This window comes from Streptomyces hamibioticus, assembly GCF_047946815.1.
Taxonomy (GTDB): Bacteria; Actinomycetota; Actinomycetes; order Streptomycetales; family Streptomycetaceae; genus Streptomyces.
The window spans coordinates 3,491,067-3,504,581 of record NZ_JBKKQY010000001.1; the positions used below are offsets into that span (position 1 = coordinate 3,491,067).

A 13,515-nucleotide genomic window follows, 5' to 3' on the forward strand; every position below is an offset into this window, starting at 1 on the left:
GTTCGGAACCATGACCAAGGCCATCACCGTCTCCGGACTGTACAAGTCCTTCGGACGGACACACGCGCTGGACGGCCTCGACCTGGACGTCGAGTCCGGCGAGGTCCACGGCTTCCTCGGGCCGAACGGCGCCGGGAAGTCGACCACCATCCGCGTCCTGCTGGGGCTGCTGCGCGCCGACTCCGGCGCCGCCCAGGTCCTCGGCCGGGACCCCTGGACGGACGCGGTCGAACTGCACCGCCGCCTCGCCTACGTCCCCGGCGACGTCGAACTGTGGCCCAACCTCACCGGCGGTGAGGCCATCGACCTGCTGGCGCGGCTGCGCGGGGGCCTGAACAAGCGGCGGCGGGCCGAGCTGGTCGAGCGGTTCGGCCTGGACCCGACGAAGAAGGGCCGGGCGTACTCCAAGGGCAACCGGCAGAAGGTCGCCATCGTCGCCGCGCTCGCCTCCGACGCCGAACTGCTGCTCCTCGACGAGCCCACCGCGGGCCTGGACCCGCTCATGGAGGTCGTCTTCCAGGACGTCATCACCGAGGCCAGGGCCGCGGGCCGGACCGTCCTGCTCTCCAGCCACATCCTGGCCCAGGTGGAGAAGCTCGCCGACCGGGTGAGCATCATCCGGCTCGGCCGGACCGTCCAGTCCGGCACCCTCGGCGAGCTGCGGCACCTGACCCGCACCACCATCGAGGCGGAGACCGAGCGCCCCGCCACCGGCCTCGACACGCTGCCCGGCGTCCACGACCTGCGGACCACCGACGGCCGGGTCCGCTTCGCGGTGGACGGCGCCGAGGTCGACGGCGCGGTCCGCAAGCTCACCGAGTTCGGCATCCGCAGCCTCGTCAGCCACCCGCCGACCCTGGAGGAGCTGATGCTCCGCCACTACGACGACGCACTGCCGGCGGCCGCCGCCACCACCGCCACCACCGGGAACGGCGCGGACGGAGCCGTACGATGACCACCGCGACGGCCCCGGGCACCCGCACCCCGGCACCTCCGGCCCCCGGCTCGGCCACCCTGGCCGGCACCGGCACGCTGATCCGCTTCGCCCTGCGCCGCGACCGCGTCCGGCTCCCGGTGTGGATCCTGGCCCTGCTGCTGGGCACCCTGTCGACCGCCAACAGCTACCAGGAGCTGTACGGCGATCCCCAGGACCGGGCCAACGCCGTCGAGACCATGGGCAGCCCGGCCGGCCTCGCCATGTCGGGCCCGCGCCACTACCTCGACGACTACACCTTCGGCGCCATGCTCGGCCACCAGATGCTCGGCTTCACGGCCGTCCTCGTCGGCCTGATGAGCGTCCTGGTCATCACCCGGCACACCCGTGCCGAGGAGGAGACCGGCCGCGCCGAGCTGGTGCGCTCGACGGTCGTCGGCCGGCACGCCCACCTCGCCGCCGCCCTGTCGGTCGCCGCCCTGGCCAACCTGGCCCTCGCCGCGCTGCTGGCCCTCGGGCTGGCCGGCCTGGGCATCGACGGCATCGGCACCGCCGGGTCGCTGCTGTACGGCGCCGCCCACGCCGCCGCCGGCCTCGTCTTCGCCGCCGTCGCCGCCATCACCGTCCAGCTCACCGCACACGCCCGCGGCGCCACCGGCACGGCCCTCGCCGTCATCGGCGTCGCCTACGTGCTGCGCGCCGCCGGGGACAGCGGCGGGAGCGGCGCCCTGTCCTGGCTCTCCCCCATCGGCTGGGCGCAGCGCACCTACGTCTACGTCGACGACGACTGGTGGCCGCTGCTGCTCTGCCTCGCCCTGGCCGCGGCCTGCGCGGCGACGGGGTTCGTGCTCTCCACCCGGCGTGACGTGGGCGCGGGCCTCAGGCCGGAGAAGCTCGGCAGCCCGCACGCCTCCGCCGCCCTCGGCACCCCGCTCGGCTTCGCCCTGCGGCTGCACCGGGGCATGCTCGCCGGCTTCGGCGCGGGCCTGTTCCTGATGGGCGCGATGTACGGGTCGATCCTCGGGCAGGCCGAGGACATGCTGAAGGACATCGACCAGCTCCAGGAGGCCCTCGAGCGCATCGGCGGCTCCAGCATGGCCGAGTCCTTCGCCTCCATGGTGATGGTGGTCATCACGGTGCTCGCCGCGGTGTACGTGGTGATGGCGGCGCTGCGACCGCGCGCCGAGGAGACCGCGGGCCGCGCCGAGCCGCTGCTCGCCACCGGGCTGTCCCGTGACCGCTGGGCCGGCAGCCACCTGGCCGTGGCCATGGTCGGCGGCACGCTCGTCCTGCTGCTGGCCGGGCTCGGCTTCGGCATCTCGGGTGCCGCCTCGACCGGCGACGGGGTGCTGGTGGCCAAGCTGGTGGGCGCGGCCGTCGCCTACGCACCGGCCCTGTGGGTCACGGTCGGAGTGGCGGCGGTGCTGTTCGGCTGGTTCCCACGGGCGAGCGGGGCGGCCTGGATCGTGCCGGTGTACGCCTTCGTCGTCGGCTACCTGGGCCAGATCCTCCAGTTCCCCGGCTGGATGAACAGCCTCTCCCCCTTCGGCCACGTCCCCCGGCTCCCGGCCGCGGACATGAACTGGACCCCGCTGCTGGTGCTGACGCTGGTGGCCGCCGCGCTGCTGTGGCTCGGCCTCGCGGGATTCCGGCGCCGGGACCTGGAGACGAAGTAGCCGGCTGTCACACCTGCACGGCCAGGCCTTCCAGTCCCCGGATGACGAAGTCGGGCTTGCGCTCCGGCTCGGCGGCGAGCCGGAGCGCGGGCGCCCGCTCCAGCAGGGCCCTGAGGGACGCGGCCAGCTCGATACGGGCCAGGGGTGCGCCGATGCAGTAGTGGATGCCGGCGCTGAAGGAGATGTGGGGGTTGTCGGCGCGGGCCAGGTCGAGCCGCTCCGGGTCGGTGAAGACGGCCGGGTCGTGGTTGGCGGAGCCGAAGAGCAGCGCCACCTCCGCGCCCCTCGGGATCGTCGTCCCGTCGACCTCGATCTCGTCCAGCACCCACCGCTCGAACAGCTGGAGCGGGGTGTCGTAGCGCATCAGCTCCTCCACGGCGGAGGGGACCAGGGAGTGGTCGGCGCGCAGGGCGGCCAGCTGGTCCGGGTTACGGAACAGCGCCCACCAGCCGTTGACCGTGGCGTTCACCGTCGCCTCGTGACCGGCGTTCAGCAGCAGCACACAGGTCGAGATCATCTCCTGCTCGGTGAGGCGGTCGTCGTCCTCCTCGTGCGCCGCGATCAGACCGGAGACCAGGTCGTCGCCGGGCTCCTTGCGGCGCTCGGCGATCAGCCCGCGCAGGTAGCCGGAGAACTCGACCGACGCCCGCACCGCCCTCGCCGCCGTCTCCTCGGACGGGTTCAGCTCGTACATCCCGCAGATGTCCGCCGACCACGGACGCAACGGGGCCCGGTCGGACTCCGGGATGCCCAGCATCTCGGCGATCACCGCGACCGGGAGCGGCTCGGCGACATCGGTCAGCAGATCGCCACCGCCTTCCGCGACCAGCCGGCCCACCAGCTCGTCGGCCAGGGCCTGCACATACGGCCTCAGCCGCTCCACCGTCCGCGGCGTGAACGCCTTCGACACCAGGCGCCGGATGCGGGTGTGGTCCGGCGGCTCCAGGTCGAGCATGCCGTGGTCGTTGAGCGTGTGGAACGGCTCGTGCTCCGGCGGGGGCGGGGTGCGGCCGAACTCCTCGTGCGTGAACCGGTGCAGGTAGGTGCGGCCCAGCCGGCGGTCCCGCAGCAGCGCCGACACGTCCGCGTGGTGCGGCACCAGCCACTGGTCGGTCGCCTCGAAGTAGTGCACCCTCCCCCGGGCGCGCAGCTCGGCGTAGGCCGGGTACGGGTCGGCGACGAACGCGGGCTCCCAGGGGGCGAAGGCTGCCATGGACGGACGCTAGCGCGGCGCCGCCGGGCCGGACCAGTGGTCGTGGACGAGGGCCTCCACGAAGGCAGCGAAGGAGGACGCCGGGACGGAGAGCACGGCGCGGTCCGGCACCTTGGAATCGCGGATGGCTATGCGGGCGGGGAGCTCGGCGATCTCGACGCAGGTGTTGCCGTTGCCGCCGTCCGAATAGGTCGACTTCCGCCAGTGCAGAGCCTCGGTCATGGCTCGCTCGCCTCACACTTCCTTGGTCAAGCGCGACGTCGCCGCACCGGACCAGTGGTCGTGGACCAAAGCCTCCACGAAGGCGGCGAAGGAGGACGCCGGGACGGAGAGCACGGCGCGGTCCGGCACCTTGGAATCGCGGATGGCTATGCGGGCGGGGAGCTCGGCGATCTCGACGCAGGCATCGCCGTCGCCGCCGCCGGAGTAGCTGGACTTCCGCCAGTGCATTACAGCTCCTTCATGAGTCGGTGAATGAGGTCGCGTGACGCGACGGCATCCAGGGACGCCGCCTGCACCCTCCGGAAGAGCGTCTGAAGCTGTTCAAGCTGAGGCTGGCCATCGATGTACGCAGCGCCCGTGGGCGCGTCCCGAAGCGCGGTGTCCAGCTGGGGCACCGTGCCTCCCAAGTACAGCATGGAGGCCCCGGCGCCAGCGAACCCTTCACGCTCGACCGGGATGACGCGCACGGTGGCCTGGCCCGCCTCGATCTTGTCGAGAATGAAGCGGAGTTGAGTCAGTGACGCCCGGCGGTCGGCCACATGCACCCGCAGGGCGAACTCATGCACGATCGTCTCGTACGGAGTGGGAGTCTCCCGCTCGATCACAGCCCGGCGCTTCATCCGGTGTTCCACGCGCAGCCCCACTTCCTCTTCGGTCAGTTCGGGACGCGTGTAGGTGAACACCGAGCGAGCGTATGCGGCGGTCTGCAGCAGGCCTGGAACGTAGTGGATGACGACCTCGCGCAAGAACGCCGCATGGTGCTCGGCCTCGGCACCGTCCAGGAACACCGAGGGAAGCACGCCCCGGTAGTCCTCCCACCAACCACGCGTACGGTCGGTCGCCATCGCGACGAGCGCCTCGGTAAAGGCCTCGTCCGTGCAGCCATACATGGCTGCGAGCCGACGCACTCGCTTGGCGCTCACGCCTACGGTGCCGGACTCGATCTGGCTCATCTGGACGGCGTCAGCCTCCAGCAGTTCTGCGGCCTCCCGAGCCGTCATGCCCGTCGCCTCGCGCAGTTTGCGCAGTTCAGCGCCCAGCCTCACCCTCCGAGCGGTGAGGTTCCTCTTCGGCGGCAACCGGTGCCTCCCTGCTTCAACTCACCATCGAGTGTCCCCCGTTCGAGCGCCAGAATACGGCAACGGATTGAATTTCCTAAGCATAGGAAATACCGTCGGTGACGCGACGCGCACTCTGCGGAACCCCGGGGCACCGGAAGCGCACCGCACCGTCCTGCCATGACGGCTGCGGCAATGACACCGGCCGGAGGCCGCAACTCCCCCCTCACCGAACGGAGTTGACGCATGCCCGAAGACGAGTCGTGGGAGTACTCCCTGTACATCCCCAACGACCACCGCGCCGTCACCGTCAGTCGCCGCACTCTCCGTCTGATCCTCACCGTCCACGGACTGATCCGCCTGGTCGACCTCGCCGAGCTGCTCGCGACGGAGCTGGTCACCAACGCCGTACTGCACACCAAGGGTCCCGCCGCGCTGCGCGTGCGCTGGTCCGGCGGGGTGCTGCGGATCGGCGCGTGGGACGCGGACCCGGAACCGCCCGGTGCTCCCGCCGGGGTGAAAGAGCTGACCGACGAGGAGGGCGGGCGGGGGCTGGCCCTCGTCAGCGCCTGTTCCGACGTGTGGGGCTGGCAGCCGCTCTCCCGGTTCGGCAACCGGGGCAAGTTCGTGTGGTGCGAACTCGGCGGTCAGCGCGGTGTCACCAGGCGGGCCTCGTAGGCGAAGACCGCCGCCTGGGTGCGGTCCCGCAGGCCCAGCTTCACGAGGACCCTGCTCACATGGGTCTTGATGGTCGACTCGGCGACCACCAGACGCTCGGCGATCTCCGCGTTCGACAGGCCCTGCGCGATCAGCACCAGCACCTCCGTCTCCCGCTCCGTCAGGTCACCGTACGCCGCGTGGGCGGTGGGCGTCAGCCGGTGCGGTTCGGACAGCTTCGAGAACTCGGTGATCAGACGCCGGGTGACCGAGGGGGCCAGCAGGGCCTCGCCGGAGGCCACCACCCTCACCCCGTCGGCGAGTTGCCGGGCCGAGGCGTCCTTGAGGAGGAAGCCGGACGCGCCCGCGCGCAGCGCCTGGTACACGTACTCGTCGAGGTCGAAGGTGGTGAGCACCAGCACCTTGGCCGCGCCGTCCACCGCGACGATCTCCCGCGTCGCCTCTATGCCGTTCAGCTCCGGCATGCGGATGTCCATGAGGACCACGTCCGGGGACAGCTCGCGGACCTTCGCCACCGCCTCCCGGCCGTTGACCGCCTCGCCGGCCACCTCGATGTCCGGCATCGCGTTCAGCAGGACGGAGAAGCCCTCGCGGACCATCATCTGGTCGTCGACGACCAGTACCCGGATGGTCATGCGTCACCCTCGCCGGAAACCGTCGCGACCGGCAGGAACACCGTCACCTCGTAGCCTCCCTCGTCCGCCGGGCCCGCCGTCATCTCGCCGTTCAGCATCGTCACCCGCTCGCGCATGCCCGTGATGCCGTGGCCGGCGCCGGGGGAGGGCTTGACCAGGGACCGTTCGGGCATCGGGCCGTTGACCACGCGCAGGCCCAGGCCGCCGAGGACGTAGGAGACCTCGACCCGGGCGGTCGCGCCGGGCGCGTGCCGCAGGGTGTTGCTCAGCGCCTCCTGCACGATGCGGTACGCCGACAGCTCCACGCCCTGCGGCAGCTCGCACACCGCGCCGGTCACCGCCTTGTCGACGGTCAGGCCCGCCTCGCGCACATTGGCCAGCAGGGCGTCCAGGTCGGCGAGGGTGGGCTGCGGGGCGTCCGGGGCCTCGTAGTCCTCGGCGCGGACCACGCCGAGGACACGGCGCAGCTCGGTCAGGGCCGCCACCGCGTTCTCCCGGATGGTGGCGAAGGCCCGCTCCAGCTCCTCCGGCGGGTTCTGCACCCGGTACGGCGCGGCCTCGGCCTGGATGGCGACCACCGACATGTGGTGCGCGACCACGTCGTGCAGCTCACGGGCGATGGTCGTGCGCTCCTCCAGCAGCGTGCGCCGGGACCGCTCGTGCGCGGTGACCGTCTGCTGCGCGGTGACCTCCTGCCGGGCGTCGCGCCGGATGTGCCAGACGGCGACCACCAGCAGGGCCAGGGCGGAGAGGACCAGCATGGGTGCCGAGTTCGTGTAGTGGTGACCGCTGCTGAACCCGGTCTCCGCCAGGAAGCCGTAGAGGGCGGTCAGGGCCCACATCCACGCCGCCGTGCGGGGCCGGGTGCGTATCGCCACGATCACCAGCACCGACAGGTGGCAGATGAACGTGCCGGGCAGCCACGGCCAGTCGCCCCAGCTGCTGCCGAGCACCGCCAGCACCGGCGTCGCGACCATGGACATCCAGAACGCCCCGACCGGCCGGACCAGCGTGGCCAGCACCGGCACCGCGCACACCAGCCCGGTCAGCAGGGCCAGCGGCCCGTCGGCGGAACCGGTCGCCACGGAACCGGCCCACAGGGCGAGCAGCGCCGCCGCGGCCACCATCGCGTGCGGGGCACGCGCCGCGTACGACCGTGACCGGCCGCGCAGCCGGCGGGTCAGCGCACCGTCCGTCGCCATGGGCGGCAGCGGGCGGTAGGCGAAGGCGTCGTGGAACAGGTCCTGGCGCAGCCCCTGCAGGGCGTCCAGGGCCAGCCGGTACTCGGGGCTGCGCGCACTGCGCCCGTCGCCGGAGGGCGTGGGCCGCATCTGGGTCGTCTCGGTCACGTTCGCAACGGTAGGCGGAGGCGGGCTGCGCGGTCGTCACCAGTGAGAGGGGTCCTTGCCCGTCCGTCTCAAGTACTACCGGGGGGTGGATGCAGCTCGACGGTCGGTACACGGACGGGGCTCAGTGCCCCGACGGCCGCACCAGCCCTGACTCGTAGGCGAACACCGCCGCCTGGGTCCGGTCCCGCAGGCCCAGCTTCACCAGGATGCGGCCCACATGTGTCTTCACCGTCTGCTCGGCGACGACGAGCCGCTCGGCGATCTCCGCGTTCGACAGGCCCTGCGCGATCAGGGCGAGCACCTCCGTCTCCCGCTCGGTCAGGTCGCCGACGCGCTCCTTCAGCGGGGCGCGCGGTCTCTCGCGCAGCCGGGAGAACTCGGTGATCAGGCGCCGGGTGATGCCCGGCGCGAGCAGGGCGTCGCCGGCCGCCACCACGCGGACCGCCTCGGCCAGCTGGTCGGCGGAGGCGTCCTTGAGCAGGAACCCGGAGGCGCCCGCGACCAGCGCCTCGTACACGTACTCGTCGAGGTCGAAGGTGGTGAGCACCAGCACTCTGATGCCGGGGTCCGCGTCAACGATGCGGCGGGTGGCCTCGATGCCGCCCAGCTCCGGCATGCGGATGTCCATGAGGACCACGTCCGGGGCCAGCTCGGCGACCCTGGCGACGGCGTCCAGGCCGTCCACCGCCTGCCCGACCACCTCGATGTCGGGCTGGGTGTTGAGGAGCACGGTGAAGCCCTGCCGGACCATCTGCTGGTCGTCGGCGATCACCACACGGATCAGGCCTGAGCCTCCGCTCGTCATGCGCTGCCGTCCTCGGGGTAGTAGCGGACGTTCGGGTCGTCGGGGGGTGGCCGGTCGGTGCCGTCGGCCGGCAGGAACGCGGAGACCTGGTAGCCGCCGTCCGGCAGCGAGTGCGCCGTCAGGGTGCCGCCGAGCATCGCCACCCGCTCCCGCATGCCGAGCAGTCCGTGCCCCGCCCCCTGGGACGGCGACGGGGTTCGCACGGGCGGCGAGTTGACGACCTCCACGCGCACTCCGGTCGGCAGGTGGGTGAGGTGGACCCAGACGCGGGCGCCGGGCGCGTGCCGCAGCACGTTGCTCAGCGCCTCCTGCACGATCCGGTACGCCGACAGCTCCACGCCGGGCGGCAGCGGACGCCGCGCACCGCTGATCTCGGTGGTCACGGACAGGCCCGCCGCCCGGGTGTTCTCCACCAGGGCGTCCAGCCGGTCGAGGGTGGGTTGCGGGGCGTGCGGGGCGGTGTCCGTGCCGGGCGCGCCCGACCCGTCGAGCGGCTCGCCCGTCTCCGCGTGCTCGGAGCGCAGCACGCCCAGCACCCGGCGCAGCTCGGTCAGCGCCTCCAGCGCGTTCTGCCGGATGCCCGCCAGGTTCTCCTTCAGCTCGTCGGGCGGGTCCTGGACGAGGTGGGGGGCGACCTGGGCCTGGATGGAGATGACGGACATGTGGTGGGCGACCACGTCGTGCAGTTCGCGGGCGATGCGGCTGCGCTCCTCCAGCAGCGTCCGGCGGGCGCGCTCCTCGGCGGTGAGCGAGGTCTGCTGCACCAGTTCGGCCCGGGCCTCCCGGCGTCCGCGCAGGGCGGTGCCGAGCAGGACGACGACGGCGAACAGGGGGACGGCCAGCTGGCCGGTGGGCTGGTAGTGCTGCCCGCCGATCAGCCCTTGGAGGACGTAGGTGACCAGCGCGCTCAGGGCCAGGGCCTCCGCCGCCACCCGGGTGCGGACCCGCAGGGCGAGCAGCAGGAGGACGATCAGGTGGGCGATCAGCCCGGCCGAGGTCCAGGGCCAGGTGAACTCGTCGTCCCCCGGTTCCATCAGGGAGCGCACCGCCAGGGCTCCGACCACCGTGGCCGCCAGCGACACCCACCAGGCCGGGACCGGCCGCCACAGCGCGAGCACCATCGCACCGGCCTGCCCGATCCCGATGAGGACGGCGAACTCGGGCTCCAGCCTGCCGTGGTCGCCGAGCTGGGCGGAATCGCCCAGCAGCACCCCGAGCGCCGCGAGGCACACGAACCCGTGCGGCAGCCAGCGCAGCCACGTCGACGGCGGTAGCGGGTCGGCCCGCGCGGTCCACAGGTCGTCGCGCAGCACCCCCAGCCGGCGCCGGACCCCGCTCCCCCTGCTAATCACGCCCCCACCCTAGGCTCTGACGTGCGGGTCGTCCCGGTGCGGTGCGTGCGCACCACCCGGGTCCGTCGCCGCGCGCCGCGCCGTTCGATGGTGTGGAAGGCCGCCCAGCAGCCGGCCAGGGCCAGCGTGAAGACCGGGAGCCAGGCCAGCCGGGCCGCGACCCAGTCCAGGCCGTCGGGGAGCGTGTGCAGCCCGGGCAGCGGGCCGGCCGGCAGGCCGGTGGCCGTGGTCGCCATCAGGGCCGTCTGGTGCCAGAGGAAGATCGTCATCGCGGAGAGGTTGGCCAGGGCCACCGCCGCCCAGGCCACCGGTCTGCGCATCGCGCGGCGCAGCGGCTCGCGCAGCAGCAGGGCGAGGCCGCACTGGGCCAGTCCGAAGGTGACGGCGGCCAGCGTCGGCGGATTGAGGTTCGACACCGCGGCGCCGGGGACGCCGACCATCGACGCCGGGTAGCCCGCCCATGCGACGAGCCCCGCCGTCGCCGCCGTGCCGCCGATCAGCAGGAGCCACCCGGCGCGGTGGCCCTCCAGCTCGCCGCGGGTCCAGGCGGCGCCGAGGGTGTAGGGCACCAGCCAGCCGGCGGCCAGATTGATCCAGCCGAGCCAGGAGGGGCCGCCGAAGCCGAAGCGCAGCAGGTCGACGTGGAGGACGACGACCAGCGGCCAGAGCGGGTGCAGCCGCGCGAACAGGGGGGTCGCCGCCGTCAGGGCCGCGAAGACCAGCAGGAACCACAGGGGGGACAGCGCCAGCTTGACCAGCGTGCGAACGGTCATCGGATCCGCGCCCGTCAGCAGCAGCGCCACCGCCGCCACCGCCCAGAGGGCGAGGACGGCCGCGACGGGGCGGAACAGCCGGGACAGCCGGGCGGCCAGCCAGCTTCCGTACGACGTGCCGCGGGCCCGGGCGGAGACGTACCCGCGGGTGGCGACGTGTCCGCCGACCAGGAAGAACACGGCGAGGGTCTGGAAGGCCCAGGAGACCGGGGCCAGCCAGGGCAGGTGGCGCAAGGGGCTGGCGATGTGCAGCGTGCGGCCGTCCGCGACCAGGGCCGTCACCAGCCAGTGGCCGAGGACGACGCCGAGGATGGCGGCGGCGCGCAGGGCGTCGACGGAGCGGTCGCGGTGCGCGGGGGTCGCGGCGTCGAGGCGGGCAGCGGCACGCACGGCCCTCAGACTCAGGCCGTGCCCCGCACGGCGTGGGGTACGGGCGTCAGTCACGGGTCACCTCCGTGGTCCGCCCCAGGACGATCCGCGCGAGGTTCGTCAGGGACGGGGAGCCGGGGTCGAAGTAATCGCTGTGTCCGCCGTCGCCGGCGTCGAAGACCCGGGCGCCGAACGCCGGGGAGACCGGGTCGGTGCCGAAGCCGACGGTGGTGCCGAACAGGTCGGCGCTGACGTGCGGCACGTGCTCCACCCAGTCGTCGGCGCCGCGGGCCGCCCACACGCGGGCCCCGGTGCCCAGTTCGGCGGCCGTGTCCGCGCCGGTGCCGGGGCTGCCGACCAGGGCGATGTCGGCGACGGTCAGGCCGGCGGCGGCCCGGGCGCAGACGACGGAGCCGTAGGAGTGGCAGAGGAGGGAGATGTGCGCGTCGGGGCCGGTGACGGTGTGCAGGGCGGCGACGAGTGCGCGCAGTCGCGGGGCGGCGCGCTCGGCGCGGTCCGTCCTGGCGACCGTGGTGCTGACCGTGCCCGGCGTCTCGTACCCCAGCCAGGCCACGACCGCCGTGCGCGTGCCCTCGGGCGCCTGTGCGGCGAGCCGGTGGTGGAGGGCCAGGGCGGTGGCGCGGAACCGGCCGTAGGTGTCCAGGCCGGTGTCGGAGCCGGGCACCAGGACGGCGACGCGGTCGGCGCGGGAGAGGTCGCCCAGGACCTCCGTCGCGCGGCCGGGGCCTCGGCCGTCGAAGGCGAGGAGATGCCGGGCCGGATCGGCCAGCGCCCGGTCCGCGGCGGCCCGGTGACGGTCGCCGTGGGCGGCGGCCATGCGGGACGCCTCGGCGGCGTTGGCCCGGTTGGCCGCGTAGGTCGCCTCCAGCGTCGCCGCCGTCAGCGGAGCGAGGGCGGCGGGCGGTGGGGCGGGGACGGCGGGGCGTGCGGCGGCGGAGAGGGGAAGCACCACCGCGCCCGTGATGGCGGCGGCGAGCGCGGCGCGGAACCATCGGCCGGTGCGATGCCGCCAACGTGCCGCCGTTCCCCGCGCCATGACCACTTCCTCCCCGGGCGCCCGCCCATCGGGCGCCCGCAGGAAGGAAGTTACGGAGCGTCACCCGTAGACGGCGTCCCGCCGGGGAGCTCACCTGCGAAGTAGCTCTCAGGTATTACGGGTACGACGGGGAGGGCACCGCCCGGTCACACCGGGCTCCTCACCGGGCCGACTGCCCGGGCCCCTCAACGGGCCGACTGCCCGATCCCCTCACCAGGCCGGCTGCCCGATCTCCTCACCAGGCCAGCTGCCCGATCTCCTCCGCCACCACCGCGCACGCGTCCGCCGCCGGGTCGATCAGCGGGAAGTGCCCGACGTCCTCCAGCAGCGTCACGCCCACCACCTCCCCGGCCCCGGCCGCCGCGTCCGCGTACGCCTCGGCGACGGCCTGCGGCACGTCCACGTCGGTGCGGCCCTGGACCAGCGTGGTCGCGATGCCGGTCGGAAGCAGCAGCGCCGGGTCCGCGTACGGGCGCCGCTCCTCGAACCGCTCCGCCCCGCCCAGCAGTTGGCGTACGGCTCCGTCGCACACGGCCAGCTCGGCCGCGACGGTGAAGTCGGCGATCGGGGCGAGCGCGACCACACCGCGCAGCGGAGCGGGGCGGTCGACGCGCCAGGGGGCGTCGGCGGGCAGGAGGTGCCGGGCCGCCGCCCACAGCGCCAGGTGACCGCCCGCCGAGTGGCCGGTGACGACCGTGCGGCGCGGGTCGGCCTGCGGCAGGTGCCGCCGTACGAGCGCGGGCAGCGCGTCGAGTGCGGCGGCCACGTCGTCGAAGGTCTCGGGCCAGCGCCCGGCGACCGGATCGCCCGCGCCGTCGCCCGCCTCCGCGCCCCGGCGGTACTCCACGCTCGCCACCGCGAACCCCCGGCGGGCCAGGAACCCGGCGAACGGGCTGATGTGCCGCCGGTCGTACGGCGCACGCCAGGCGCCGCCGTGCAGGACCGCGACCACGGGTGCGGGCCCGCCCGGCCCGCCCCGCCCGGACGAGGCGTGCGGAGCGTAGAAGTCGATCACTTGGTCGGGGTGGTCGCCGTACGCGGAGGTGACATCGGGGGCGACCGCGGGGTGCGAGAAGAGCGACTTCTCCTCCGCGGCGTTCCGCGCGGCGGCGTGCCGTGTCTCGGCGGCGGCGTCCGGCATGCTCCAACCTCTCGGCGTCGGAACGGTGTTGGCTGGCCGGGAGAAGGGAATCGGCCGATGGCGGGACGGTATCAGGACGGTGACGTGCGCGGACCCGGGAAAGTCACGCTGGGTGAGTCCGGAAAGGGGCCATCCGGTGCACTCCGGCCGCTCGTGCGGCTCCCGCCGACCGCGACCGGTCACCCCACCCACCCGGCGCCACCCGGCGCCGCCGCGGCCGCGCGGCGACGGCGCCCCGGCAGGGTGGCCGGGG

14 protein-coding genes are annotated in these 13,515 nt (G+C 73.7%); 3 read left to right on the forward strand and 11 right to left on the reverse strand.

The features are described from left to right. Window positions 1-10: 10 nt before the first annotated feature. Together ACLGIH_RS15685 and ACLGIH_RS15690 are read left to right on the forward strand one after the other, a co-directional pair. Window positions 11-955, forward strand: coding sequence for an ABC transporter ATP-binding protein (locus tag ACLGIH_RS15685; RefSeq protein WP_416525862.1), 945 nt, complete (start codon window positions 11-13; stop codon window positions 953-955). Beyond that, a complete protein-coding gene (locus ACLGIH_RS15690; RefSeq protein ID WP_416525863.1) occupies window positions 952-2,610 on the forward strand; it encodes an ABC transporter permease in 1,659 nt (552 codons plus the stop codon). The genes ACLGIH_RS15685 and ACLGIH_RS15690 overlap by 4 nt, the downstream gene beginning before the upstream one ends. A gap of 7 nt (window positions 2,611-2,617) precedes the next feature. Here ACLGIH_RS15690 and ACLGIH_RS15695 read toward each other — a convergent pair whose 3' ends face one another. Genes ACLGIH_RS15695 through ACLGIH_RS15710 form a run of 4 tightly spaced genes read right to left on the reverse strand, consistent with a single transcriptional unit; the run spans window position 2,618 to window position 5,091 of the window. Beyond that, a complete protein-coding gene (locus ACLGIH_RS15695; RefSeq protein WP_416525864.1) occupies window positions 2,618-3,823 on the reverse strand; it encodes a cytochrome P450 in 1,206 nt (401 codons plus the stop codon). A gap of 9 nt (window positions 3,824-3,832) precedes the next feature. Next, window positions 3,833-4,045, reverse strand: a complete 213-nt coding sequence (locus tag ACLGIH_RS15700) for a DUF397 domain-containing protein (protein ID WP_416525865.1) — start codon at window positions 4,043-4,045, stop codon at window positions 3,833-3,835. Window positions 4,046-4,057: 12 nt separating this feature from the next. Further along, window positions 4,058-4,273: a DUF397 domain-containing protein gene (locus tag ACLGIH_RS15705; protein ID WP_416525866.1), complete on the reverse strand. Its 216-nt coding sequence runs from the start codon at window positions 4,271-4,273 to the stop codon at window positions 4,058-4,060. Continuing rightward, complete coding sequence (locus tag ACLGIH_RS15710) at window positions 4,273-5,091, reverse strand: helix-turn-helix domain-containing protein (protein WP_416525867.1); 819 nt, start codon at window positions 5,089-5,091, stop codon at window positions 4,273-4,275. The genes ACLGIH_RS15705 and ACLGIH_RS15710 overlap by 1 nt, the downstream gene beginning before the upstream one ends. 258 nt (window positions 5,092-5,349) lie before the next feature. Here ACLGIH_RS15710 and ACLGIH_RS15715 point away from each other — a divergent pair, with 258 nt between their 5' ends. Continuing rightward, window positions 5,350-5,781 (forward strand): ATP-binding protein, encoded by a 432-nt coding sequence (locus ACLGIH_RS15715; RefSeq protein ID WP_416525868.1) that lies wholly within the window; start codon window positions 5,350-5,352, stop codon window positions 5,779-5,781. Here the strand turns inward: ACLGIH_RS15715 and ACLGIH_RS15720 are convergent. From ACLGIH_RS15720 to ACLGIH_RS15750, 7 genes are all read right to left on the reverse strand, one after another. Further along, window positions 5,751-6,416: a response regulator gene (locus ACLGIH_RS15720; protein ID WP_416525869.1), complete on the reverse strand. Its 666-nt coding sequence runs from the start codon at window positions 6,414-6,416 to the stop codon at window positions 5,751-5,753. The two genes, ACLGIH_RS15715 and ACLGIH_RS15720, sit on opposite strands and share 31 nt — an antisense overlap. After that, a complete protein-coding gene (locus tag ACLGIH_RS15725) occupies window positions 6,413-7,765 on the reverse strand; it encodes a sensor histidine kinase (protein WP_416525870.1) in 1,353 nt (450 codons plus the stop codon). Before ACLGIH_RS15725 ends, ACLGIH_RS15720 begins: the two co-directional genes overlap by 4 nt. Before the next feature lie 121 nt (window positions 7,766-7,886). Then, window positions 7,887-8,570, reverse strand: a complete 684-nt coding sequence (locus ACLGIH_RS15730) for a response regulator (protein ID WP_416525871.1) — start codon at window positions 8,568-8,570, stop codon at window positions 7,887-7,889. Continuing rightward, entirely contained in the window at window positions 8,567-9,922 is a 1,356-nt protein-coding gene (locus ACLGIH_RS15735; RefSeq protein ID WP_416525872.1) for a sensor histidine kinase, read from the reverse strand. Before ACLGIH_RS15735 ends, ACLGIH_RS15730 begins: the two co-directional genes overlap by 4 nt. Next, window positions 9,919-11,085: an acyltransferase family protein gene (locus ACLGIH_RS15740; protein WP_416525873.1), complete on the reverse strand. Its 1,167-nt coding sequence runs from the start codon at window positions 11,083-11,085 to the stop codon at window positions 9,919-9,921. The genes ACLGIH_RS15735 and ACLGIH_RS15740 overlap by 4 nt, the downstream gene beginning before the upstream one ends. A gap of 46 nt (window positions 11,086-11,131) precedes the next feature. After that, window positions 11,132-12,121 (reverse strand): alpha/beta hydrolase, encoded by a 990-nt coding sequence (locus ACLGIH_RS15745; RefSeq protein ID WP_416525874.1) that lies wholly within the window; start codon window positions 12,119-12,121, stop codon window positions 11,132-11,134. 235 nt (window positions 12,122-12,356) lie between these two features. Continuing rightward, window positions 12,357-13,262 (reverse strand): alpha/beta hydrolase, encoded by a 906-nt coding sequence (locus tag ACLGIH_RS15750; RefSeq protein ID WP_416525875.1) that lies wholly within the window; start codon window positions 13,260-13,262, stop codon window positions 12,357-12,359. Window positions 13,263-13,515: the final 253 nt, after the last annotated feature.